The following is a 24,771-nucleotide window of genomic DNA, read 5'->3' on the forward strand; positions in this document are numbered from 1 at the left end:
CAATAGGGCCGGACACCCACCAACAGGGCAGGGGCCCCGCCGGATGCTTCCCGGCGGGGCCCCTGCCCTCTTGCTCGCCCTGCTGCTCCGTGTCCTGTCCCCTGCTGACGGCGACCGCCGAAGGCGTCGGAAGTCGACCGCGTCGAGAGTCGACGGCGTCGGGATCAGTCCCCGTCCCCGCCCCCGAGGAACCCCCCACCGTTCCCGTTCCCCCCGTTGTTCTGGCCGAGGCCCGCGGTGGTCAGGGTGATGGGCGTGGCGGCGGGGTCGTCGACCTCCTGGCCGGCGCCCGGGTCCTGGGCGAGCACGAACGCCCCGTCGCTCTGGTCGCTGCCCTCGGCGAACTGGATATTGGTGAAGCCGGCCGCCTGGAGGGTCTGCCGGGCCTGGGCCACCGTCGCGCCGGTGACGTTCGGGATCTGCACCTTCTGCTGCTGCTCCTCGAACTTCCCGACGTCGATCGCCACCGTCGAGCCCGGGTCGACCGGGGTGCCGCCCGCCGGGGTGGTCTTGAGGACCTTGCCGTTCTGGTTCTGGTCCTGGGTCGGGGCCTCCGTGCAGGTGCCGGTGAGGCCGTTGGACTCCAGCTGGGCCTGCGCGGTCTCGCAGGTCTGGCCGACGACGTTCGGCACGACGGCCTGCTCGACCTCCTTGGCGATCACCAGGGTGACCGTGGAACCCTTCTCCACCTCGGAGCCCAGCTTGGGCTTCTGCTCCAGGACCGTGTTCGGCTCCTCGGAGGACTCCCGGGTCTCGGTCTCCACCTCGAACTGGAACTCGTCGGCCTCCAGCTTGGCGGTGGCCTCGTCCAGGCTGTCCCCGACCACGCTCGGCACGACGACCTTGGGGGCGCCGGTGGAGACCACCAGGTTGACGGTCTGGCCCTTGTCGACCTCGGTGCCCTGCGGCGGGTCCTGGTCGCAGACATTGCCCTTGGGCTGGTTCTCGCAGGGCTTGCTGCTGACCGAGATCTCCAGCTCGGCGTTGGTCGCCTGTTTTCTGGCGGCGTCCTCGGCCAGGCCGATGAAGTTGGGGACGGCGACCGTGCTGTTGCCGACGCCGTCGCTCGCGAACACCAAGCGGCCGAGCAGGATCGCGCCGATCAGCACTATCACCGCGGACACCACCAGCAGCACCGTGGAGGTGTTGTTCTTCTTCTGGCGGCGGCGGTCGGGGCGGTCGTCGTAGCCGTAGCCGCCGTCGTCCGGGTTGACCGGCGGGAGCATCGTGGTCGCGCCGCCGTCCGTGGCGCGCAGGGCCGTGGTCGGCTGGTCGTCGGGGTAGCCGCCGTAGGCGACCGAGCCCATCGCGGCGGTCGCGGCGACCGGCTGGCCGTCCAGACAGGCCTCGATGTCCAGCCGCATCTCATCGGCCGACTGATAGCGGTAGTTGGGGTCCTTGACCAGGGCCTTCAGTACGATCGCGTCCATCTCCGGAGTGATCTCCGGATCGAAGACGCTGGGCGGCTGCGGCTCCTCGCGGACATGCTGATAGGCCACCGCGACCGGGGAGTCCCCGACGAACGGCGGCCGGACCGTGAGCAGCTCGTAGAGCAGACAGCCGGTCGAGTAGAGGTCGGACCGGGCGTCCACCTGCTCGCCCTTGGCCTGCTCCGGGGAGAGGTACTGGGCGGTGCCGATGACGGCCGAGGTCTGGGTCATCGTCATCCCGGAGTCGCCCATCGCACGGGCGATACCGAAGTCCATGACCTTGACCTGGCCGGTGCGCGTCAGCATGACGTTGGCCGGCTTGATGTCACGGTGGACGATCTGGTTGCGGTGCGAGTACTCCAGGGCCTGGAGGATGCCGATGGTCATCTCCAGCGTGCGCTCCGGCAGCAGCTTGCGCCCGCTGTGCAGCAGCTCGCGCAGCGTGGAGCCCTCGACGTACTCCATCACGATGTACGGGATCGAGACCCCGTCGATGTAGTCCTCGCCCGTGTCGTAGACCGCCACGATCGCGGGATGGTTGAGCGAGGCGGCCGACTGGGCCTCCCGGCGGAACCGGGCCTGGAAGGACGGGTCGCGCGCGAGGTCCGCGCGCAGCGTCTTCACCGCCACGGTGCGGCCGAGCCGGGTGTCGTGCCCGAGGTAGACCTCGGCCATGCCACCACGACCGAGCACCTGGCCCAGTTCGTACCGGCCGCCGAGGCGACGCGGCTCTTCCATAGCTTCCTACCAGCCCTCTCCGTCGGTCCCGTCTCGTACACATGTACGGGACGGAGGCTGCCGTCCGGGCCCTACCGTACCCGGATGGGATTGTGTGACCTGGCCAAGCCGGTGACCCGATACCGGACCGGTATCGCACCGTGCACCGACGTGAAGGGTTCGTGACCTGGGTCACTGCTTGGCGTTGACGACCGCCTCCATCACGCTCTTGGCGATCGGCGCGGCCAGACCACCACCGGAAATGTCACCGCGATTGGCGTTCTCGTCCTCGACCACCACGGCCACCGCCACGGGTGAACCGGAGTCGGTCTTGGCGTACGAGATGAACCAGGCGTAGGGCTTCTCGCTGTTGTCCACACCGTGCTGGGCGGTACCGGTCTTGCCGCCGACCGTCACCCCGTCGATCCGCGCGGCCTTGCCGGTGCCGTCGTTGACGACGGTCTCCATCATCGACTGGAGGATCTGCGCGTTCTCCGACGACAGCGGCCGGCTCAGCTCCTCCGGGTCGGTCTGCTCGATGGTGTCCAGACTGGGCGCCTGGAGCCGGTCGACCATGTACGGCTTCATCAGCTTGCCGTCGTTGGCGATGGCGGAGGCCACCATCGCCATCTGGAGCGGGCTCGCCGCGGTGTTGAACTGGCCGATCGAGGACAGCGCGGTCTGCGAGGGGTTCATGTCGTCCGAGAACACCGAGGCGGTGGAGCGCACCGGGGTGAACTGCTCGGTGGTGAACCCGAACTCCTTCGCCGTCTCCAGCATCTTCTCGTTGCCGAGGTCGGAGCCGGCCTTGCCGAACACCGTGTTGCAGGACCACTGGAGCGCCACCCTGAGGGTCGCGTTCTTGCACGGGATGTTGCCGTCGTTGGGCAGCTCGGTGGTGGTGCCCTCCATGACCCACGGGTCCGGCGAGTCGGTCTTCTCGTCCGCGTCCGGGTACAGCCCGTGCTCCAGCGCCGCCGCCGCGGTGACCACCTTGAACGTCGATCCCGGCGGGTAGACCTCGCGCAGCGCCCGGTTCAGCATCGGGTCGTCCGGGTTCTCCTTCTTCTGGAGCTTGTTCCACGCCTCGGCGTCCGAGTCCGAGTACCCCGCGATCGTGGCCGGGTCGTACGACGGGTACGAGGCCAGCGCCAGGATCTTGCCGGTGGACGGCTCGATCGCGGCGACCGCGCCCTTGCCCCGGTCGGCGAGCCCCTCGTAGGCCGCCTTCTGCGCGGCGGCGTTGAGGGTGGTGACGACGTTGCCGCCCTCCTTGGGGTCGCCGGTGATCATGTCCAGGGTGTTGCGGAAGAACAGCCGGTCGTCGTTGCCGGTGAGGATGCCGTCCTCGATGCTCTCCAGCTGGTTGGCGCCGAACGCCTGCGAGGTGTACCCCGTCACCGGCGCCCACATCGGGCCGTCGGCGTAGGTGCGCAGATACTTGAAGTCGCCGCCCTTGGCCTCGCGGTAGCCGGTGATCGCCTTGCCCTCCACGATGATGTTGCCGCGCGGGGTGGCGTACCGCTCGATGGCGACCCGGCGGTTCTTGGGGTCGCTCGCCAGTTCGTCGGCCTGGACGTACTGGAGCCAGTTGTCCCGCAGCAGCAGGGTCAGGATCAGCAGTCCGCAGAAGATCGCGATTCGGCGCAGGGGCTTGTTCATGACGGGCGGACCACCTGGGTCATCTCGGCGTCGGGGTGGGGCGCGGGGGCGGGCGCCGGGCGGCGGGCGGTGTCGCTGATCCGGATGAGAAGGGCGATCAGTGCCCAGTTGGCGATCACCGAAGAACCACCGGCCGCGAGGAACGGCATCGTCATACCGGTCAGCGGGATGAGGCCCATCACACCACCGGCGACCACGAAGACCTGGAGCGCGAAGGCGCCGGACAGGCCGATCGCCAGCAGCTTGCCGAACGGGTCGCGGGCGGCGAGCGCGGTGCGCACCCCCCGCTCCACGATCAGCGCGTAGATCATCAGCAGCGCCATCAGACCGGCGAGGCCCAGCTCCTCGCCGAAGGTGGCGAGGATGAAGTCGGAGTTGGCGGCGAACCGGATCAGATCCGAGTGGCCCTGGCCCCAGCCGGTGCCCAGCGTGCCGCCGGAGCCGAACGCCCACAGCGCCTGCATGGCCTGCTCGGAGTGGCCCTCCACGCCCTGCCGGCTGAGGGTGTACTCGCGCATCGGGTCCAGCCAGGCGTCCACGCGCTGCTGGATGTGCGGCTCGAAGGTGGCCACGCCGACCGCGCCGATCGCCGACATCAGCAGACCGAAGACGATCCAGCTGGTCCGCTCGGTGGCGACATACAGCATGATGACGAACATTCCGAAGAACAGCAGCGAGGTGCCGAGGTCCGTCTCGAAGACCAGGATCAGGATCGACATCGCCCAGACCACCAGGATCGGGCCGAGGTCACGCCCCCGCGGCAGATACAGGCCCATCACCCGGCGGCTGGCCAGCGCCAGCGCGTCCCGCTTGACCATCAGATACCCGGCGAAGAACACCGCCAGCACGATCTTGGCGAACTCGCCGGGCTGGATGGAGAACCCGGCGACCTCGATCCAGATCTTCGCGCCGAAGCGGTCGGCGCCGAGGCCCGGCACCAGCGGCAGCAGCAGCAGGAACAGCGCGCCCACCATGGAGATGTAGGTGTAGCGCTGGAGGACCCGGTGGTCCTTGAGGAAGATCAGCACCACGATGGCGAGGGCGATGCCCATCGCCGTGTACATGAGCTGGTTCGGTGCCGCGCTGCCCGCCTGCCCGATGTCCTGGAGCAGCGGCGACTGGTCCAGCCGCCAGATGGCGACCAGCCCCAGCCCGTTCAGCAGCGTCGCCAGCGGCAGCAGCAGCGGGTCCGCGTACGGGGCGAACTTGCGGACGACGAGATGGGCCGCCCCGGCCAGCAGACCGAGCCCGAGGCCGTAGCTGAGCAGGCCCGCAGGTACCTGCTCGTTGATGGCCAGGCCCACATTGGCGTAGGCGAACACCGGGATGGCGACGGCGAAGACCAGCAGCGCCAGCTCGGTGTTGCGCCGGCTGGGCGCGCCGATGGCGCCGATCGTGGACGTGTGCTGCGTCGACGGGTTGGTAGGACTGCTCATCAGGTGACAGGGCCTCTCACGGCGTGCTCACTGCGTACCGCAATTGGAGACGACCTTCTGCTCTTCCTCCGACAGGCTCGGGCCGGGGCTGGGAGTGGTCGCGGGCGGGGACGTGGACTGGTCGGGATTCGGAGACGAGGACTCCGCCGGATTGGTCGAGGGATTCGGCGTCGGTGTCGGTGTCGCCTTTGACGTGAACGAGGAACGGGTGGTTCCCGTGGTGCCGCCGGCCTCGCCCTCGCCGGACGCGGAGTTCTGGGCGCTCTCGGCCGCCTGCCGCTCCGACTGCTTCTTGCACGCGGACGCCTGGAGGGCCAGTTCGTCGATCTTGGACTGGGCGTTGCCCAGCCCGCCCTCGGCGATCGTGGCCTCCACCATCTTCTGCTGGTAGGGCGGCAGGTACTTGAGTTCGATCTCGGGGTGGTCGCGCTCGACCTCCGAGAGCGAGACCCAGGCCAGGTCCTGGCTGATGCCCCGGTACAGCGCCACATGCTGGCCGTTGGTGCCGACGTAGTACTGCGTCTGGGTCCAGCGCCAGCCGCCGTACAGTCCGCCGCCGACCACCGCCAGCGCCAGCACCCCGTACACCGACCGCTTCAGCCAGCGGCGGCCTTTGCGGGGCTTGGCGAAGTCGTCGTCGCCGTAGCCGAAGCCGTCCGTGGGGATGTAGCCGGTGGTGTCGCCGGAGCCGGGCGGGCCGAACTCGCCGCCGCCCTGGCCGGGCACCTGACGGCGGCCGAGCCCGGAGGCGCGGCCGGCCGGGGTCTGCATGATGCCGTTGTCGGCGAGCTGGCTCTGGTTCTCGGCCACCGCGCCGACCACCACCGGCGCGTCGGACAGCTGCCCGGCGAGGGTGTCGGTGGTGTCCAGGTCCAGGACGTCCGCGACGATCACGGTGATGTTGTCGGGGCCGCCGCCGCGCAGCGCGAGCTGGATCAGCTCGGCCACCGTCTCCTGGGGGCCCTGGTAGCTGGCGAGGGTGTCCTCCAGCGTCTGGTGCGAGACCACCCCGGACAGCCCGTCGGAGCAGATCAAGTACCGGTCGCCGGCCCGGACCTCACGGATCGACAGATCCGGTTCCACATGGTCGCCGCTGCCCAGCGCGCGCATCAGCAGGGAGCGCTGCGGATGGGTGGTGGCCTCCTCCTCGGTGATCCGGCCCTCGTCCACCAGCCGCTGCACCCAGGTGTGGTCCTGGGTGATCTGGGTGAGCACACCGTCGCGCAGCAGATAGGCGCGGGAGTCGCCGACATGGACCAGGCCGAGGCGCTGGCCGGTCCAGAGCAGGGCGGTGAGCGTGGTGCCCATGCCCTCCAGCTGGGGGTCGACCTCGACCATGGCGCGCAGTTGGTCGTTGGCGCGCTGCACGGCCGTACCGAGCGAGGTGAGGATGTCCGAGCCGGGGATGTCCTCGTCGAGGGCGACGATGGTGGAGATCGCCTCGGAGGAGGCGACCTCACCGGCGGCGGCGCCGCCCATGCCGTCGGCGATGGCGAGCAGCCGGGGCCCGGCGTAACCGGAGTCCTCGTTGCCCTCCCGGATCATGCCCTTGTGCGATCCGGCGGCGAAGCGCAGTGAGAGGCTCATGCCCACCTCGCCCGTCGGCTCCGGGTACAGCCGGTCGTGTCGAGCCACACTGCCCACCCTCCGGTCGGGAGCGCGCAAGGGTCCCGGGTGGGGACCGCCGCTGCGTGCTCGCTCCGCTCGCGCTCATTCATGACGTGGCACTACTTCCGCAGCTCGATGACCGTCTTGCCGATGCGGATCGGCGCACCCAGCGGAACCGGGGTGGGCGTCGTCAGCCGGTTCCGGTCGAGATACGTGCCGTTGGTGGAGCCGAGGTCCTCCACGATCCACTGGCCGTCCCGGTCCGGGTAGATCCTGGCATGGCGGCTGGAGGCGTAGTCGTCGTCCAGCACGATCGTGCTGTCGTGGGCGCGGCCCAGGGTGATGGTCTGGCCCTGGAGCGCGACCGTGGTGCCGGTGAGGGTGCCCTCCGTCACCACCAGCTTGGTGGGCGCGTTACGGCGCGACCGGCCACCGGCCGGCTGCGCGCGCTGGGGCGGTGGGGCCTGGCGGGCGGCCTGCTGTGGCCGCCCCGACTCCCGCCGGGATCCGCGCTGAGTGACGCGCGTCCCGAACAGATCGCTGCGGATGACCTGCACGGCCACGATCACGAACAGCCACAGTACGGCCAGAAAACCCAGCCGCATGACCGTGAGGGTCAGCTCTGACATTGCCCCCGGATCACCCTTCGGCTTGCCTATAGATAACGGTGGTGCTGCCCACGACGATCCGTGAGCCGTCGCGGAGCGTAGCGCGGGTGGTGTGCTGCCCGTCCACCACGATGCCGTTGGTGGACCCGAGATCCTGGATCGTCGAGGGCGTTCCGGTCCGGATCTCGCAGTGCCGGCGGGAGACGCCGGGGTCGTCGATCCGCACGTCGGCCTCGGTGCTGCGGCCCAGCACCAGCGTCGGGCGGGAGATCTGATGGCGGGTGCCGTTGATCTCGATCCAGTGTCTGGTGCGGGCGCCGCCGCCGGGGGAGGCGGGCTGCGGATAGCCGTACCCGCCGCCCTGGCCGCCCGGTGCCGGTGCGGCCGGACGGCCACCGGCGGGCGGTGGCGCGGCGGGCATCGGAGGGGCGCCTGCGGGCTGCTGCGGATAGCCGGGACCGCCGGAGGACGGCGGCCGTCCGGCGGGCGGGCCGGGCGGCGTGATGGGACCGGAGGGGCCGGGCTGGCTGGTGGAGGAGGCGAGCGTCCGGCTGCGCACCCGGTACAGGCCGGTGTCGAGATCCTCCGCCTTCTCCAGGTTGACCTTGATCGGCCCCAGGAAGGCGTAGCGCTGCTGCTTGGCGTAGTCGCGCACCATTCCGGCCAGCTCGTCGCCGAGCTGCCCGGAGTAGGGGCTGAGCCGCTCGAAGTCCGGCGTGCTCAGCTCGACGATGAAGTCATTGGGCACCACGGTCCGGTCGCGGTTCCAGATCGTGGCGTTGTTGTCGCACTCGCGCTGGAGCGCACCGGCGATCTCCACGGGCTGGACCTCGGACTTGAACACTTTGGCGAAGGTGCCGTTGACCAGGCCTTCGAGCCGCTGCTCGAACTTCTTCAGGACTCCCATGGGGCACCTCCTCCGTCGTTGCCACTGTGGGTACTGCGGGTAGTGCGGGTACTGCGGATGGTGCGGGCACTGCGCCCGGTGCGGCGGCTGTCGCGCTCTGTGCCGCTCCGCTTACCGGTACTGCTTACTTGGTACTGCTTACTGATCGTATCCACGCGCCGCTCAATCGGCTGGTTCCCCCTGTCGGGCCGGTCGAAGGGTTTCGACGCCTGCGACCGTTCCCGCTGGAGCGCCTCTTCGAACTCTTTGCGGTTTCGGAGCGTGGTTCTGCCCAAGGATCGTAGAGGCGGACGCGATCCAGTGTCCCGCACCCGGCTGTGGACTCTTCCCGGCTCCTGGGGGGAGCGGGGGTACCGGTACGAGGTTGATACGCGGGGCGGACGGGGCTGTGGCCATGGGCGGGAGGCCCCGTAAGGGATGTGAACCCACCCGGTCCAGCGTGCTAATGTTCTGCGTGTCGGAAGGCCCCAGCCCGCAAGAGCACAGCGCCGGAAGACACACCCAATGCGCGGGTGGCGGAATAGGCAGACGCGCTGGATTCAGGTTCCAGTGCCCGAAAGGGCGTGGGGGTTCAACTCCCCCCTCGCGCACCACGGGACACCGACGAAAGTGTCCTGGTAGCACCGACGAAACGGGCTCATCGTGATCACGATGAGCCCGTTTCGGTATGCCTGGGCAGGCCAGGCGCCGTGTGATGGTGCTTGCACGCATGACTGCCCGGCGGCTGGCGAGCCGCCGGGCAGTCGACCCTTGTGGTTGTTGATCTTTAGCGGGCTATTGAAGTGTGGGCAGTCTCACTCATCGGGCTCGGTCTTTTCTGGCCCAGTGACGTAGCCCTTGGGGGTCCAGGTGCCCAGTGGCTTGGTCTTGCGGCGGCGGGTGGGCCGGCGGTGGGGTCGGTCGCCGTGGAGGGCGATGGAGTTCGCCAAGGCGGTGAGTTTGCGGTGGTTGGCGTGGGCGAGCTGGAAGGCCAGGAGGAGGGTCTGGGCGGCGATGCGGCGGGTGCCTGCGTCTTCGAGGCGTTCGTAGAGGGGGTCCTTGGCGTAGCCGTTGATCCCTTCGACGCTGTTGCGGAGCCGGAAGTACACGCGCTGCCACGCTTCGGAGCCGTACTGAAGGGGCTGCCAGAGGTTGGCGCCGGATTCCGGCGGGACTGTGACTGTCTTCTGGCTGCAGCACGGGGGTGAGCCCGCGGGACTGGGGGCGGGGTCGATCAGGGGCAGGTGGATGCCGCGGCCGAGGGTGTGCTTGAGGGGGCACTGGGCGCGGCCCGCTTGGGCGGAACACACCACGCGGCGGTGGCCCTCGGCGTCGGGGCGCTGCTTGGGCATGAAGAGGTAAGCGACGCGGGCGCGAATGCGGTTGATCCAGGTCTGCTTGTCGATCTTCTCGGCGATCAGGTCCTTGGTGGCGTCCTTGAGCTCGTCGGGCATGGAGGGGCAGTACCAGTTGCCCTCGACGAGTTGGGCGCCGGCGAAGCCGGCCTGCACGCCGAGCTGGTCCTTGGCGTAGTCGTAGACGGGCTCGTGGCCCATGGCGCGGATGGGAAGCTGGAAGTTCTGCGGTTTCTGGTCGTTGTAGGCGCGGTCGCCGGCCAGGTATCCGCGCGGGAGGCTGTCGTCGATCTGCTGGAGGGCTTCAACTGCGACGTGGCCAGGGCGGTGGCTGGGCTTGTCGACGGAGAAGGCGATGACCAGTGCGGGGACGACGTCGGGGTCGGGGTCGCGGGCGATGACCAGAGAAGCGTCGTAGCCGTAAAGACGCTTCTTGATCCGGTCTGCCTTCTTCTTCTGTTTGGCGCCATTCTTGTCCTGCTGGGCGGGGGCGAGGTCGTCGAGGGCGAGGGGGTCCTTGTGCTTGGTGGTGCGGACGTACCAGGCGGCGTCGGGGTCGGTGGAGGTTACGGGGCTGTCGGAGGCGAGGCCCTTGGCGTAGGTGGCGTCGACGCAGGCCGAGCCGTCCCAGTGGCCTTCCAAGAGGGGCAGGGCCTCGCGCAGGGACATGGCGAGGATCATGTTGGCCACGCGGAGCATGAGCGTGCGCTTGCGAGCCAGCTCGGCTGGGTCGGCCTGCGCCAGCAGCTTCTCGGCGTGGCGGCGGGCCAGCCGGTGGTTCTTGGGCAGCGGGGACGGGTCGATCGCACCGAGGACGCTATGGATGCGACGGCGTAGGCGGCCTCGAAGCCGCGGTCGTGATCGGAGTAGCGGCGCAGGCCGAGCTGCTGGCGCATCTCGTCGGAGAGCGTGAAGTACAGCAGGTCCGTTACGGCGGTGAACAAGATGACACCGCCGTTGCGTGCGGCGGTCAGACACATGCCGACCAGGAGGGCCTCGACCGGAAGAGTGCAGGGACTGCCTGTTCCGCGGGCGACGAGGCGTTCGATCTCCTCGACCAGGCCGGAACCAGCCACTTCGTCGAGGACATCCATGGCCTCGTGGTCGGGGACAAGAGCGCGCTGGGAGCGCAGGCGGGCGATACGTGGGTGGCGTGCGAGACGGCTGTTCACCGGTTTACAGCTCCTTGAGTGCGGCGGCGGCTTGCTCGGGTGTGAGGTTGCGGACGTGGGGCAGGATCCGGTCGATGGAGCGCAGGGTGGTCAGGCCGGCGGCGGCCATCAGGGTGGGCAGGTGCATACGGGCCTCGACGGCGTCGACGAGCCAGGTAGCGCGGGCCCGGCCCATGACTAGCGGCGGTGCTCCTGGCGGTTTCTTGGTGCGGGCGAGGAAGTTGGTGACGGTGTTAGTGCCGCGGGCGTGGCTGCCGGGGCGGAAGAGGTAGCGGGCCTGGCCGGGATGGGTGGCCCCGGCGGTGGCCTCGGTGAGGACCGGGGCCCAAGCGGTGCGGCACAGCACCACACGGGCACGCGGGCCGCGACCCCGACCGCGCCGTTGGGCGCGTCACGGACGTCGTGGGCGCGCAGCGGAATGATCTCGGGCGAGTCCAGGGCGCAGCCGAAGCCGAGAGCAAGCAGGAGCAGGCAGCCGTAACGCAGCTCGTCGGTGGGCTGGGCGCGGGCGGCAGCGTAGAGCTGGGCCTGTTCCGGTTTTGTGTAGGGGCGGGAGGAGTCCGAGCCGGAGTAGGCGGCAGGGTTGCCGGTGATCAGGTCGGGGCCGAGCAGGGCGCGGCGGAGCTTGTGGAGGTGGCCTCGGCGGTTGGAGCGGGAGGACTCCTCCAGGTGCAGGCAGCCGGTGGCCAGGTACCACTCGATCGCCTCCGGGGTGAGGAGGCGCTCGGCCTTGGTGGGGCGTCCGCCGGCGTCGGCGTGTGCCGCTCGCGGGCCTCCTTGGACGTGGCGGGCTTTGCCTTGGCCACCGCGCGGCGGCAGTCGGGGCCGACGCGGTCCCAGACGGGGCCGGAAAGCTGAGGCCGGTAGCGCTCGATCGCGTCCATCGTGACTCTCCACCAGGAAAAGACCCCAGGAGGGGTGCTATTCCAATAGCATGACGTGGAGGTGGCGGACACTGTCATGCCTGGAGGGCCGGATGGGCGACACTCTTCGACGTGCCTCAGGGAGACAAGCGACGACTCAAGCCCTTCACGTACGTGGTCGAGGGCATCTGGCCGCACGCCGTGCTCGATGACCACCACGGGGCCTGGGTGGCGCAGGAGGTGGCAGCCCGGCTGCGCCGGGTGATCGACGCCAACGGCTGGTCGGTCGCCGAGGTGTCCCGGCGCAGCGGGGTGTCCCGGATGACGATCGTGCAGGTGCTGGACGGCCTGGTGTGGTGCGACCTTCTGACGATCGCGAACCTGGAGAAGGCGCTGGAGGTGGACCTGTGGCCCGGCCGCGAGCCGGGTAATCCACCGCAGTGAATTCGCATGAGCATTCGGCTCCTCGGGAAAGAGGCAGGGGAATATGGCCGAATGCCGGACGCACCCGGCCGGGGCCGGATAGTGTTGGAAACGGCCTTAGCTGGTCACGACCGTCGCCGCAGACCCAGGGGGCAACCTGGGTCGCTCCTGCCCCGGGCCTGTCTCGTCGGCCGGCAGGGGCAGTTCGATCGTGTCGAGATAAACGCGCTCGCCCACGGCCGCATCGCTCATCCGGCTGGCCCGCTTCTCCTCTGCGCTGATAAGCAGCTCGGCGGCGAGCCGCCGGACGGCAGCCCGGGAAGGCCGGGGCAGCTCGCCCGCTCTGATGGGTGCGGTGAGCCGGGCCGGCACCTGATCGTGCAACTGCCCGGCTGCCAGGGGCTGCCCTGGCAGCTGCACGGCGAGCACCTCCTGCACCGTCGCCCGCACCCGGGGATCCAGCCGGGTCTCGTCGGTTTGATGCCGTCCGGCGCGGCCGTCGGCGAGGCCTGCCAGCCCCCGCTCCTGATACCGCTGCCGTTTGCGCCACACTGTCCGCGCGGAAGCCCCCCCCGCACCCCCAGGCCGGCCAACTCCCGTGCTTTGGCCTCCTCCCGCTCGGCCAGTGTGCGGCGCGACGGGTCGTAGGCGGGGAGCGGGTTGGTGCCGGGCGACGCGTCGTACAGCACACCGGTCAGCACCTCCGTGACGTGCCGCTGCCACCAGCGCGCCCGCTCCAGCGCCGTCTCCGGCACAGCCAGCGCTTGCTGCACAGCGCGCTCCACCTCCCGCCCCAAGAACGCGAAACCCCCCGAGGCCAGCAGCACGAGCACGTCGACATACTCGGTGGCGCCGAGGCTGTCCAGCAGCGCGACGCGTCCGCCGGACACCCCAGTCACTGTGCACACCTGCCCGTCGAACCGGACGTGGTCACCCACGCTCAGCCGGTCGGGCCACACCGTATCCATCCGCCCCTCAATATCCGCACATGGCCGTGCCGAGCGGTGGCGGACCGGCCCTGTGCGTTCACACCCCGCATGGGCCGGTCCGCCACCGCTCGGTCCGACCGGGTCTCCGTATGCAGTGAACTGGATACGGAGGTGCTGCCGCACGCATATCGCATCCAATCCATTGGATGACACAGGGCGGATCCTGCCCCGCGGCACCCGAATGGAACACCTCAAAATGCTATTCCAATGGCATGTATGCAAGGTGACAGATGTGACCCGCCCTCGCCATGCTCCTGCCGCAGTCGTCCGTCCCGTCGTCATCGACTCGGCAGCACACCGCTTCCTGCTGTCGCCCGCCGAGCTTCAGGGTGCGGACGGCTGGTTGGTACCGCCCGTACCAGTGCATGCGGGCGAGTCCTACCGCAAGGCCGCGATGCGCTGCCTGCGGCGGACAACCTGCCCGGTCTGCGGATCGCACCGGTCGTCGGCGGGCGGCGACACGTCGAGTACGTGGTCCTGGCGGGACCGGCGGCCGGCGCCTGGCCGCGGGACGTGCGTGTCCTGTGGGCAACCGGCGCACGCTGGTGGAACACGGGCGAACTGCGGGATGCAGGCGTGCGGGTGGAGCCCACAACGCTGCCCCTGCTCCTGGACGGCTACTGGGAGGGATGGCTGCCCGACGGAGAGGTCTCACTCGAGTGAGCCCCATCGTCGTACCGCAGTCGGTCTTCATCGCAACAAGTCGCCATGAGAGGAGAGCTCAAGTGACCGTGTACGCCGTTGAGATCATCCTGACCCGTGTGGTCGGGGCCGTCGAGTTGAGGGCCGCGCGACAGGAAGGCCGCCTACCACTGGTGGCCTCCGGGGACCGCAGCGCCTCGCCGTGCTCGTTTCCGCGAAGACCGAATACCGGGCCATGAAGAAGATCTGGCGCCGATTGCAGCACGTCTGCTCATCGATGTGCTGTGCAGCGTGTTCCCCGGGAGCGACGGCAAGTACCTCATGAGCATTCCCATGGCCAACGAAGTGTGGGAGCGAGTCAGTGACCAGGCCGCCGCGGCCGGGAAGCAACCGGAGGACTTCCTGAGTGAGGCCGTCGCACAAGCGCTCGCCCGTGAGCGGTCCGATCACCGTGCACATTTGGACCGCTCGCTCGATGGCCTGCTGCGCGTTCACTCCCGAGGAGCTCACGGCTGCACCCGCCCGGAGGATCGGACCGCCGGTCTGAGCGGCCCGCGAGCTGGCGCGCCGTTTGCCTGCAGCCGTATACGCCGCACTCGTCCAGGACGTACCGCTGAATTCAGTTCGTAACTGCTGGCCAGCCGTCTGGGGGGCTATGCCTGGCCAGATCTCAAAAGCGGTTTCCGTGTCCTGACCGGACCTTCCCACGTGCGGGTGAGTGTGCTGCGGCCGATATCGCCCTCGATGGCATGCCTGACCTCGATCTCCGACTTGCCGCCCTGGTGAAGGTTGCGCCAGTTGCTGCTGCGCGACGCGTGCAGCCCGTGCCACCACGTGTTGATGCCGGTGAAGGCCGTCTCAATGCCCTCGGCGATGCTGGACTTGCCTGAGCCGTTGCGGCCTACGACGAGGTTCAAGCCCGACCGGGGGCTGAGACTCAGCCAGGTCTTGGGCCCGGTCGCGGAATCCGGTGACGGCGACGGAGTCGGGTAGATCCGACTGATGGAGGACGCCGCCTCGAGCGGCCGTGGCTATCGAAGTCCTCCGAGAGCGCAAGACGACCCTCGTCGCCCATCCCTGGCGGTCACCGTCCACGGGATCGCCACGGTGAACGTGAAGGCGATCGAGCGGCAGATCTCGTCCATCGAAGATCGGGGAACCGAGGGGGGCTCTATGTCGTCCCTTGTACCGTTGATGCGGGCGCGCCGTCGCTGAAGTCTCACGAGGGAGGACGCAGCACAGGGGTGCGCCGGAGGAAATGCAATGACGTCCCTTTGCATGCGGCAGTAGCCACCTTCCCGCCGCATGCTGTGAGCCACTGCCTCCATCACGGAAGATCACCGCACCCACCCCGACATCTGAGGGCTATGAACGCATTCCACCGTTGGTACGAGGGGCTCAGCAGCGTCAGTCGGGACATCGTCCTGCGGTACTTCTGCGCCGATGTTCCGGTTCCGCTGGAGCAGTTGGCCCAGAAGCATGCCCTCGACCGGGAGATCATAAGGCAGCGTCGGAGCCATCTCGCGTACAGCTTCAACCGCAGTCTCGAAGACGGTTCGATCCTGGGCAACGAGATAGCCCAGGCAGAACTCGATCTTCAGAAGCCCTGCGTCATCAGCTCACTTCTGCACCGCCACCCCTGGCTTGGCGAGAGTGTGGGGGATGGACTTAGCGTCCTGCGCCTGTTTACCGGCATGCGCTGGCAGGACACCACTACAGACCCGACTGGTCAGTGGATCTACGGAGCTGACCTGCTCGAATGCGTGGATGCCACAGTGCGAGCACTCGATCTTGGCTTCGCCGAGGTCATCAGCCTGTCAGCCGTCCTCTGCCTTCTCAACGTGCACGAAGTCCCGGTACCCGAGGAGCCCGACAGCCTGCGTGCATGGCTTGTCCACTGCGGTTTCGAGTCTGATGGCCACCAAGTCTCGCTGTCCGCACCTGAATCCGAAGAGCCAGCTGCTCCTGCTCTTGAGGTTCCTGACGACCTCCCTCGGCTCATTCAGCGACTTACTGTGCTCCTCCAAGTAAACGAAAATCCAATCGTGAATATCACTCTCGGTGATGTCATCCGGGCGGCGGATGGATTTGATGGCGAGCTGGGCGAGGTCTCTCGTCAGCTTCGGGATGCGATGTTTGTGGGTGGTGGAACGTGGGTCGTACCTGGTAGGTCTGCTGTTTGTGGTGGGCTGAGGGTGGCTGGGGCGGAGGGTGATCCGAACCTGAAGCTCATTACGGAGAGTGTTGACTGTGTGGATGTCGGTGAAGGCGAGGCCGCCAAGCCCATAACAGGGAGTGATGGTTTTGACTTCTCTTCGGACCCCCATGTCTCCAATCAGCATGAAGAGGTGGACCCATGCACTCCGGCAGAGGAACCAATCCATAGTGAGTCTGGGGCGTACGCGACTCCCGCAGACCGCATTGCGAAGCTACTCGAGGGCAAGCCCGAGGGTTTGAGCAGCTCGCTCATCAAGCATGCCCTTGGGGCGGCAGTCTCCCAGGAGCAGGTGAATAAGGCGCTCTTCGGCGACGACCGGTTCGCCATTACGCACCAAGGTGCCTGGTATTTACAGGGCGACTTCGACGTGGCTTCTTCGCCCGCCGGTACCCTAGAGCATCCCCTATTTGTCATCACCGGGGACGTTCCTGGTGCCACTCCCCTGGCCGGGGGAGCTATGGCCAACACGCAGGCCGCCGTCGACGGGTCCGGTTCGCGCGGTGCCGCGCAGCGCGAGTACGACCGTCTCGACAAGATCGAGTCTGCGCTTCGCGAGGCAGACCAGTCGCTGAGCATCGAAGAGCTGAAGGAGCGAACGGGGATCACACTTGGCTACCACTATCTGAAGCAGCAGATCGAGGCGGACCCGCGCTTCAGCCGGAGCCAGAAGTACCAGTGGGCCCTGGCCGAGTGGGGTATCCCGGTGTACAAGCCGATCAAGGAATTGATCTCGGACATGGTCGATGCCCACGGCGGTGCCGTTGCTGCCGACGAGGTTGTGCGTGTCCTCTGCCGTGACTTCGAGATCAAGGAGTCGAGCCTGAGGCAGTCCATGTCCTCGCCGCCCTTCACCGCACGCGGCGGCACGGTTCGTCGCCTCAGGGAGCACTCCGCTGTACACGAGACGGCCAACCCGGCCGCCAGGACCTCCGAACCGGAGCAATCCGGACAGCCGGACGACGAGACTCCCGACGTGGACGACCTCATGGGCAGAATGGGACTGATCTGATGGCAGACGTACCTCCTCTGCGCGACTGTGGGGTGGAGTCCGACTACCGCAGCGACCGCAGCAACTTGGTCGAGGACTTCTACCTGCCCGCCCTGGGCGTCTCCACCGACTACGACCGGGCCGTGGGCTACTTCGCCGCGTCCGTGATCGCCACACTCGGACAGGGCATTGATGAGTTCGCCGCGCGCGGCGGCTCCATGCGCATCATCGCGTCCCCCTACCTCGAGCCAGCGGACATCAAGGACATGGAAGACGGCTACGAGCTGCGCGAAATCCTGCAGCGTGCTGCGCTGCGAGATCTCGAGCAGGCTGTGGAAGATCAGCGTGCTGCACGTGGACTCGGTAAGCTCGGGCGTCTGGTCGCCGAGGGCCGGGTCGATTTCAAACTGGCATACGTCGAAGAGCGCGGCCGCGTCGGCATGTACCACGAGAAGATTGGCGTCTTCCGGGGCGGTCGGGACATTGTCGCCTTCAAGGGGAGCGCGAACGAGACCCGTTCGGGGCTCGTCGGCAATTTCGAGGCGATCGAGGTCTACCGCAGCTGGGATCCGCGCGACACCGATCGTGCCGCGCGGATAAGCAAGGACTTCGAGGACCTGTGGAACAACTGCACGCCGAAGCTGCGCGTCGTACCGTTCACCGAGGCTGCCAAGGTGGTCATCGAGCGAAGCGCACTGGCGACGGCAGGCCGGTACGACCTGGATGAACTCCCGACCGGCGGAGCACCCATCGCCACCGCCCCTCAACCACCGGCCGGATCACTCGCGATCCCGCAGAGCCTGGCGGTGCGCGACTACCAGAAGGAGGCCGTGCAGAACTGGTTCCGCAACCAAGGCCGCGGGATCCTGCGTATGGCCACCGGCACCGGGAAGACCCTGACCGCTCTCTCTGCGGCCGCCCAGCTCGGTTCGTTCCTGCGCAAGAACGACGACAACGCCCCTCTACTGACCATCGTCGTGGCTCCGTATCAACACCTGGTCGACCAGTGGGCCAAGGACATCGAGTGGTTCGGTGTGACGCCGCTCCGCGCGTACGAATCGGCGAGCAAGTGGTCTCCGCGCGCCCACAACCTGCTGCAGAATCTCGCCCTCGGAGGCACGCGCGGCGGCGTCATCGTGACTACCAACGCCACCTTCGGCGGCGACTCCTTCCAGAGCCTGCTTGACGCATACGGGGGACAACTTCTCCTCATCGCGGACGAGGCCCACAACCTCGGCGCCCGGCACCTCCGCACCCAGCTGCCGGAGAAGGCCCAGTATCGACTCGGCCTCTCTGCGACCCCAGAGCGCTGGTTCGACGAAGAGGGCACGGACGCGCTCACCGACTACTTCGGCGAGATCGTCTTCGAGATGGGCATCGGCGAGGCTATCCGCCGCGGTGCCCTGTGCCGGTACACCTACACGCCCGTCCTCGTCGAGTTGGACGACGAAGAGGCAGAACTCTACGCGGAGACCAGCGCCAAGATCGCTCGGCTGATTTCGGCAGGCACAGACCTGAGGGAAACCACTGACAGGGACAGCCCGCTCGGCCGGCTGCTGAAGAAGCGCGCGGACATCATCGGCCATGCCCGGGGGAAGATGGAGAGCCTGCGCACGGAGATCGAGAAGCGGCGGGAGACCAGCCACCAGCTGATCTACTGCGCGGAGGGCAAGCACCCGATCCTGCACGAGCAAGGCACCGACGGACCGCGCCAGATCGACCAGGTGATGGATATGGTCGGCAACGAACTCCACATGACAGCCGCCCGCTATACCTCCGAGACTCAGCGGCCCGCACGGCAGGACATCCTGCGCCGCTTCGAGCGCAACGAGTTGCAGGTCATCTCGTCTATGCGCTGCTTGGACGAGGGCGTGGACGTCCCTGCTGCGCGCACCGCTTACCTCCTGGCCAGCTCGTCCAACCCCCGCCAGTTCATCCAGCGCCGCGGCCGCGTCCTGCGCAAGGCCCCTGGCAAGGAGCGCGCAGACATCGTCGACTTCGTCGTCGTGCCGCCTGCGGGCGGCGACGCACTCCAGTACGAGACCGAGCGCAGCCTGCTGCGTCGTGAACTCGCGCGAGTCGAAGAATTCGCCTACCTCGCCGAAAACGAAGCGGTCACGCTCGACGTGCTGCGCCCCGTGCGCGAGCGCTACGGCCTCTTCGACACCTGAGACCCCACAGCAAGAGTCCCCCAGTCATCCCCATCCTCCACTTCAAATCAGGAGTAACTCGTGAGCGACGAAGCAGTCGATCAGCCCTCCGCACGGACAGTGCGCGATGTGCTGAACGAGCTGTCGCCGGCTGCCAAGATCCTCGTACAGAAGGTCATCGACCTGGAGAACGAGAACATCCACATCCGGGAAACGACGAAGGTGGTCCCGGGCATTGTGGACGCCGTGAGGGAGCTGACCAAGTGAAGCTGCTCAAGCTGACTCTGAAGAACTTCCGCGCCTTCTACGGCGAGCAGGCCCTCGACCTGTCTGTCGAGGACGGCAAGCCGGCAGTGCTCATCTTCGGTAACAACGGTGCTGGCAAAACCACCCTACTCAACGCGTTTGGGTGGGTTCTGTACGGAACCTTCTCCGACGACGTCGAGCAGCAGCACCGCGTGATCCATGACAAGAAGTGGGCAGACACCTCCTTCGGGGAGGCGGTCACGGCGTCGGTCCGGCTCGACTTCGAGCACGAGGGCATCCGCTTCTCCGCGACTCGCGACGTCACCGTCAATAAGCAGAAGGAAGAGCAGCAGGAAGTCGCACCTGCCCTGACTGTCACTGAGATCGGTCCGGACGGCGAAGCCAAGTCTGTTGCGAACGGCCAGGACCGGATCGAAAAGATCCTTCCGAAGGGCCTGCGCCAGTTCTTCTTCTTCAACGGCGAGCGCATGGAGAAAATGTTCTCCGGCGACGACAACAACGAAGAAGTCAAGAAGGCCATCAAGACCCTCCTCGACTTGGAGACGATTGAGCGCGCCATCGAGGACCTTCCGAAGGCAGCCAAGAAGCTTGCCCGGGAGATCGACTCCAAGGGTGACAACCGGCTGAAGCAGCTCACGGACCATACGGAGGACCTGGAGGCGCGCCAGAAAGTCGAAGTGGAAGGGATGCTGCGCCTGTCGGAAGACATCAGCGCCTACCAGCGGGAGATTAAGGCCATCGGCCTGGCACTGCGCCAGAACGAGCAGGCGGAGCCGCTGCAGAAGGACCGCGAGCGGCTGACGCGTCGCATCGACCAGGCGCGGGAGCGTCTCGCGGACCACAAGGGCCGCAAGCGAGAGCTGCTGTCGAAGCGCGGCTTCCTGGCACTCACTGCTGGACTCGATGGCAAGGTGATCGAACTCGCCGATCGAATGCGTGAGCGTCGGCAACTGCCCGCAGGCATTCAGCGCACCTTCATCGAGGAAATCCTCGAGGAGCGTCTGTGCATGTGCGGACGCAGCGTCGAGGAGGGGACACCTGAGTACGAGGAGTTGGACAGGCGCAAGTACAACGCCGGTCTTGAGGATGTTCAGCACCGCTGGATGCACGTCAGCGGTGAGGTTCGGAGCATGGGTGACAACCGTCAGGAGCTCCTTGGCCAGCTCACCTTGAACGCCTCTGACATCCAGAAGGCCGACGATGACATTAGCCAGCTGGAAGCGGAGCGTTCCGAGGTCGACCGCAAACTGGATGGCGTGAACGTCCAGGACGTGCAGCGTTTGGTCGAGCGCCGCAAGGAGATGACCAACAAGGAGACCGAGGCTCGCGTCGCGCACAAGGAAGCGGAGAACCGGGTCGCTTCGATCAAGCAGGAACTGGAGAGCGTCGCCCGCCAATACAAGAACGCGGACGCGAAGAACAAGGAGTCCCGTAGGATCCAGCACCAAGTCAACTTGGTCAACGAGGTGCGCGACGCACTGATCGAGATCCTCACCATCAAGACGGAAGAGGTCCGTGACCAGCTCGACAAGAAGGTCAAGGAGGTCTTCTCCCGCATCTTCATCAAGAGCTACATTCCCGAGCTGAACGACTCCTTCGAGCTGGACCTGCGTACGCCGAGCGGTGTGGCCATTCGCTCCACCGGAGAGAACCAGATTCTCGGGCTCAGCTTCGTAGGCGCCGTTTCCGAGGTCGCCAGGAACATCAACGCCCGGAAGAACCACACGGACGAAACGGCGCTCGAAAGCAGCGGCAGCGGCATCTACCCGGTTGTCATGGATGCCCCCTTCGGCAGCCTCGACCTCACCTACCAGGAAGAGATCTCCAAGGCACTGCCAGCACTGACGTCGCAGATCATCACCCTGCTCTCGCAGTCGCAGGCCCGCGGCAACGTCATGGTGAACCTGCAGCAAGCGGCCAACCGCATGTACGTGCTGCGCTCGTACACACCGAACAGGTCAGCTGACGAAGAGACCATCGAAATCAACAACCGTGCCGTGCCGTACGTCTCCTACGGCGACTTCGAGCACACCGTCCTGGAGAAGGTGACCGTCTGATGGCCTCTACGGACCGCTTCCGCCGCCCTCACTCCTACGAGCAGCTGCTGGCCATGCTCACTGACAAGAAAACCGGGCCGTTTACGACCCTGGTTGAGGCGATGATGTTCGCCGCGGTGCTCGGGCGCCGCAAGGGCGAACGCAAGTCCTTCGAGCAGTCTGATGAACCGATTCGCCTTGCCCTCATGGAGGGGCGGCTCTACGGCGACGTCCTCCTCGACATGCTCGCAGCAGTCGAGCACGAGGACGACCCGAAGATCCTCAGTGATGAGCGCCAGGCCGACCGAGTCCTCATCTTCGAAGAGTACGCAAACGGTGGCCTCGCGTATCTACAGACGGTGATAAGTCGTCAGTCGAGCCAGGACCTCGATACCATCATTTCGAACCTTGTCCTTGAGGGCCTTCAGAACCAGCCGGAGGAAAAGAAAGACGACGTTGGCGAAATTCTAGCGAGCGCTGATCTAAACTGGTAGTCAGAGAAGTAGGGCGCTTCCCTTCCTGCCAAATGGGGAAGCGCTCTATCGGATCACAAGTTGCTCTTCTGGAATTTCTGCTGGTATGCGGCAGACCCTACGAAGCGCTCATTCCTCCACGGGTCGTGCTCAGAGCAATAGACCGCACAATTTGTCGGGTTGATTGCTCCGGATAGGCGGCGGGGCGCTACAAAAAGCTCCGCATTTTCGATCCGTGCCGTGCAACCAGACGGATCTTCACACCGTCCGCGCATTTTAGTGAGTCTGACCACCCAGAGTGGACGGGGAACGCTGACAGTTCCCAAAGTTGAATGGGTGAATGTTCCGGCGTAAGCCGAAGGTGCTGCGTAGATCTCGATATGTGACGACTTCTTGCGATTGCACCAACCGCAAGCCAAGCGCAGGTTCTCGAGTGAAGTTTCTCCTCCGATGGCTACAGGTCGAACATGGTCCACCTGCGGGAGGAGGTCTACTGCTTTCAGTCCACGAGGCCGAACGAAATCGACTGCCAGTGCAGGCCGTATATCGGGAGCATTGGGAATGCTAAGAAACCTGTCCCGGGCTGTTCGCGAGAAGGGATATCCGCAAAGGTAGCACCTTGGCCTCGATTCGCTAAACCAAATTTCCTCCCGTACGCGTCGAGAAATGCGTTGCCGGGCGATGATTTGACGGAACTCGATCTCCCGCCAGGCTGTCATGGAGATAGTCCTAGCCAGTCGGGCTACCTCGTCTACTGGGGCTGTCGCATGGTCTCTGCGTAGAGCGTCTAGGACTTCTTTATAGAAGTGCGCGAAGCTTAGTGTTGCGTCTTTCTCGAAGGAGGCGGTGTCTACGATTCCGCTTATATACCAGGCGGCCCAGGTTGAATTGATGTCGGACTTGAGTAGCCAGCCCAACGGGCCGTGGATGAAGGGTGGAACTACTTCTCCGGCAAGCGAGTGACTCGGATCAGTATCCCATGGGGAGCTGAACGTTTCTCGGGCCGTCTGTATCCAAGAATTCAGACTTCTAGTGTCCACGATGGCGCCTCGGTCAGGGCTTGTAGTTTTCTACGCGCGGAAGGCGTTCGGGATCTTTCCGATACTCAACCCACACTTTGGCCCACCTTTCCCGAACTGCCTTCTGATCCTTCTTGAGCCCTACGTTCCAACTCCGATTGAAATACTGGAGGTTTACACCCTGAAGCCAAGAGTTCATGGTTTCAGTCACGTCCTCGATAGAGTTCAGGGTGATGTCGCGGTCGGTGAGAAATTGGAAATAATCCGCACTCAAGATGGTGAGGTGGATTTTATTGTATAGGTTAGAGTCGGTGTTACCCCACGCATTGTGAGAGTTTGGATCGTCGTCGCCGAAGCGAGTCCGAATCTCCCAGAAGAATCGAATGGCTACGTCTCGCCAGGGACCGTCAGCTGCTTGCCAGATCTTCTGCTTCTCCTCGGTCGTTTGGCCAGCGGAAACCAGTGACGAGTTTTCAAGAAGCTTCCTGCGCCAAAGATCCGCAAAGTCTACGTTCTGGCCGAAGAGTTTGCCGCCCTTGAGCTCCCGGAATATAGCGGTCAGAGACTTCAGGACCGTCCACTTGAGAAGTCCACTTGCATCGCCACCGATTCCTGTCTGCACCAGACCCTTGAAGGGGCTATCAGAGGACCTGGTCATGTATGCGACTGCATGAGAATCGTCAAACGGAATTCCCGCGCGTCGCAGACGATCTGCCACGGGCTCTGTTTCTTCCTTGGAGAGGGAAGTGGAGACGATTGTGCCGAGGAGTGCCGGCTGCATCGGGGTTGCCTTCTGGTTAACCACCACGAACTGGAAGACGTGTTCCGAAGGGCTGGAGTCCAGTAGGAGTGAAATGGGGAGGGATCGGGCTTTCGACTCCAGGACTTTCCTGTTGGCAAGGTCGGAATCGACCCCGCGGTTGATCTCGTCGGCGGCGAGATTCATGCCCTCCTGAGTTCGTGCAAAATCCTGAGCAGCGCGAACAGCTCCGTGTAGGCGATGCTGTCCGTCCACTAGGACGACGGGGCGCAAATAGCTCAGCATTGCATCGATGTCGAATCCGATTAGAGTGTCTGGGCGCTGCTCGGGGGCCATCTCTTGAAGGATCGAAGCCCGGACCTTCAACTCCTGATAGAAGTCCAAGATCTGAGTCTCTTCAATCAGGAGAGCTGAAGCGAGGTCGACCGACTGTTCGTCTACTTCAGGATCCGACGAAAAGCTTTCGGATGTCGACTCTTCCTGATCTGCATCTTCCTCATCCGGGAAATGCGTGTGCCATTCCTCATTTTGTTCCCGCGCCTTGTCCAAGATGGCGCGTCTACGCTCCGGATCGAGAGGGTGCTCCCGAAGTGTAGGAACACGTTCCTCTAGCCGCTGGCAGACGTGCATCAAGGCGTCGAGAAGTGTAATGCTCTCAACGGGCTTAGTTCGGATGGTCAGATGACCGAAGTTGGGGTGAGTCGGATCTTCTGTGAAAACAACCGCGAGAGGGTCCTGGAGAGCGCCGAGTAGCGGATTCTGAACCACGTTGCGCTCATCGCTGAAGAACTGAGCGAGCTCATTGAGGCGTGTGCGACTTTCTTCGCGTTGCCATCCTACGGTTTCGCTGTCACTGAGGCGTCGGCGTTGGGGGACGCCGACCCAGCGGTCGATCTCGGTGGCTTTGGCAGAGAAGAGCAAGAGGGGCTTGCTGTCGCCTGACTCCCTTGAGACATATACCGGGTACTCGAAAGTCTCGTCGGTCATGCCAGCTCCCCCTGCGGTACGTCGGCTCAACTTGCGCGATCCTACACGTGTGGTACGTCACTCGCGTCAGCGTCCGAGTCCT

The 24,771-nt window shown here is 65.9% G+C and carries 19 protein-coding genes and 1 tRNA gene; 7 read left to right on the forward strand and 13 right to left on the reverse strand.

Features of this window, described 5'->3' with window-relative positions:
* Window positions 1-164 precede the first annotated feature (164 nt).
* From pknB to ABZX40_RS17200, 6 genes are all read right to left on the reverse strand, one after another.
* Window positions 165-2,168, reverse strand: a complete 2,004-nt coding sequence (gene pknB, locus ABZX40_RS17175; protein ID WP_355739205.1) for a Stk1 family PASTA domain-containing Ser/Thr kinase — start codon at window positions 2,166-2,168, stop codon at window positions 165-167.
* Window positions 2,169-2,339: 171 nt separating this feature from the next.
* Window positions 2,340-3,809, reverse strand: a complete 1,470-nt coding sequence (locus tag ABZX40_RS17180; RefSeq protein WP_355739208.1) for a penicillin-binding transpeptidase domain-containing protein — start codon at window positions 3,807-3,809, stop codon at window positions 2,340-2,342.
* Window positions 3,806-5,245, reverse strand: a complete 1,440-nt coding sequence (locus ABZX40_RS17185) for an FtsW/RodA/SpoVE family cell cycle protein (RefSeq protein ID WP_355739210.1) — start codon at window positions 5,243-5,245, stop codon at window positions 3,806-3,808. The genes ABZX40_RS17180 and ABZX40_RS17185 overlap by 4 nt, the downstream gene beginning before the upstream one ends.
* A 27-nt stretch (window positions 5,246-5,272) precedes the next feature.
* Complete coding sequence (locus tag ABZX40_RS17190; RefSeq protein WP_355739296.1) at window positions 5,273-6,832, reverse strand: Stp1/IreP family PP2C-type Ser/Thr phosphatase; 1,560 nt, start codon at window positions 6,830-6,832, stop codon at window positions 5,273-5,275.
* Window positions 6,833-6,972: 140 nt separating this feature from the next.
* The gene (locus ABZX40_RS17195; protein WP_355739213.1) at window positions 6,973-7,482 is read right to left on the reverse strand and encodes an FHA domain-containing protein; all 510 of its coding nucleotides are present in this window, start codon (window positions 7,480-7,482) and stop codon (window positions 6,973-6,975) included.
* Between the two features lie 10 nt (window positions 7,483-7,492).
* Window positions 7,493-8,368: a DUF3662 and FHA domain-containing protein gene (locus tag ABZX40_RS17200; protein ID WP_355739216.1), complete on the reverse strand. Its 876-nt coding sequence runs from the start codon at window positions 8,366-8,368 to the stop codon at window positions 7,493-7,495.
* A 506-nt stretch (window positions 8,369-8,874) separates the two neighbouring features.
* Here ABZX40_RS17200 and ABZX40_RS17205 point away from each other — a divergent pair.
* A tRNA-Leu gene (locus tag ABZX40_RS17205) sits at window positions 8,875-8,961 on the forward strand.
* Window positions 8,962-9,162: 201 nt separating this feature from the next.
* Here the strand turns inward: ABZX40_RS17205 and ABZX40_RS17210 are convergent.
* From ABZX40_RS17210 to ABZX40_RS17220, 3 genes are read right to left on the reverse strand one after another with little or no spacing between them, the layout of a single operon-like run.
* Entirely contained in the window at window positions 9,163-10,392 is a 1,230-nt protein-coding gene (locus tag ABZX40_RS17210; protein WP_355739219.1) for a hypothetical protein, read from the reverse strand.
* A complete protein-coding gene (locus tag ABZX40_RS17215; RefSeq protein ID WP_355739221.1) occupies window positions 10,380-10,874 on the reverse strand; it encodes a hypothetical protein in 495 nt (164 codons plus the stop codon). Before ABZX40_RS17215 ends, ABZX40_RS17210 begins: the two co-directional genes overlap by 13 nt.
* Before the next feature lie 4 nt (window positions 10,875-10,878).
* The gene (locus ABZX40_RS17220) at window positions 10,879-11,223 is read right to left on the reverse strand and encodes a hypothetical protein (protein WP_355739223.1); all 345 of its coding nucleotides are present in this window, start codon (window positions 11,221-11,223) and stop codon (window positions 10,879-10,881) included.
* Window positions 11,224-11,869: 646 nt separating this feature from the next.
* Between ABZX40_RS17220 and ABZX40_RS17225 the strand changes: the two genes are divergently transcribed.
* Window positions 11,870-12,181, forward strand: coding sequence for a helix-turn-helix transcriptional regulator (locus ABZX40_RS17225; RefSeq protein WP_355739226.1), 312 nt, complete (start codon window positions 11,870-11,872; stop codon window positions 12,179-12,181).
* A 96-nt stretch (window positions 12,182-12,277) separates the two neighbouring features.
* Here the strand turns inward: ABZX40_RS17225 and ABZX40_RS17230 are convergent, their stop codons facing one another.
* Both ABZX40_RS17230 and ABZX40_RS17235 read right to left on the reverse strand, forming a co-directional pair.
* Window positions 12,278-12,712 carry a hypothetical protein gene (locus tag ABZX40_RS17230; RefSeq protein ID WP_355739228.1) on the reverse strand — a complete coding sequence of 145 codons (435 nt, stop codon included), beginning with the start codon at window positions 12,710-12,712 and terminating at the stop codon, window positions 12,278-12,280.
* Between the two features lie 1,732 nt (window positions 12,713-14,444).
* Window positions 14,445-14,708: an AAA family ATPase gene (locus ABZX40_RS17235; RefSeq protein ID WP_355739231.1), complete on the reverse strand. Its 264-nt coding sequence runs from the start codon at window positions 14,706-14,708 to the stop codon at window positions 14,445-14,447.
* A 450-nt stretch (window positions 14,709-15,158) separates the two neighbouring features.
* Between ABZX40_RS17235 and ABZX40_RS17240 the strand changes: the two genes are divergently transcribed.
* The 5 genes from ABZX40_RS17240 to ABZX40_RS17260 are packed head-to-tail and all read left to right on the forward strand — an operon-like array spanning window position 15,159 to window position 21,944.
* On the forward strand, window positions 15,159-17,018 hold the full coding sequence (locus tag ABZX40_RS17240; protein WP_355739234.1) for a hypothetical protein: 1,860 nt from the start codon (window positions 15,159-15,161) through the stop codon (window positions 17,016-17,018).
* Entirely contained in the window at window positions 17,018-19,168 is a 2,151-nt protein-coding gene (locus ABZX40_RS17245) for a DNA phosphorothioation system restriction enzyme (RefSeq protein WP_355739237.1), read from the forward strand. Before ABZX40_RS17240 ends, ABZX40_RS17245 begins: the two co-directional genes overlap by 1 nt.
* Window positions 19,169-19,228: 60 nt before the next feature.
* Window positions 19,229-19,414: a hypothetical protein gene (locus ABZX40_RS17250; protein ID WP_355739240.1), complete on the forward strand. Its 186-nt coding sequence runs from the start codon at window positions 19,229-19,231 to the stop codon at window positions 19,412-19,414.
* Window positions 19,411-21,471, forward strand: coding sequence for an AAA family ATPase (locus ABZX40_RS17255; RefSeq protein WP_355739242.1), 2,061 nt, complete (start codon window positions 19,411-19,413; stop codon window positions 21,469-21,471). The genes ABZX40_RS17250 and ABZX40_RS17255 overlap by 4 nt, the downstream gene beginning before the upstream one ends.
* The gene (locus ABZX40_RS17260) at window positions 21,471-21,944 is read left to right on the forward strand and encodes a DNA phosphorothioation-associated protein 4 (protein WP_355739245.1); all 474 of its coding nucleotides are present in this window, start codon (window positions 21,471-21,473) and stop codon (window positions 21,942-21,944) included. Before ABZX40_RS17255 ends, ABZX40_RS17260 begins: the two co-directional genes overlap by 1 nt.
* Window positions 21,945-21,997: 53 nt before the next feature.
* On the opposite strand, the gene ABZX40_RS17265 is transcribed toward ABZX40_RS17260, so the two are convergent.
* Window positions 21,998-22,642, reverse strand: a complete 645-nt coding sequence (locus tag ABZX40_RS17265; protein ID WP_355739247.1) for an HNH endonuclease signature motif containing protein — start codon at window positions 22,640-22,642, stop codon at window positions 21,998-22,000.
* Window positions 22,643-22,976: 334 nt separating this feature from the next.
* Window positions 22,977-24,689, reverse strand: a complete 1,713-nt coding sequence (locus ABZX40_RS17270) for a hypothetical protein (RefSeq protein ID WP_355739250.1) — start codon at window positions 24,687-24,689, stop codon at window positions 22,977-22,979.
* Window positions 24,690-24,771 lie beyond the last annotated feature (82 nt).

The organism is Streptomyces sp. NPDC004610, assembly GCF_040609715.1.
GTDB lineage: Bacteria > Actinomycetota > Actinomycetes > Streptomycetales > Streptomycetaceae > Streptomyces.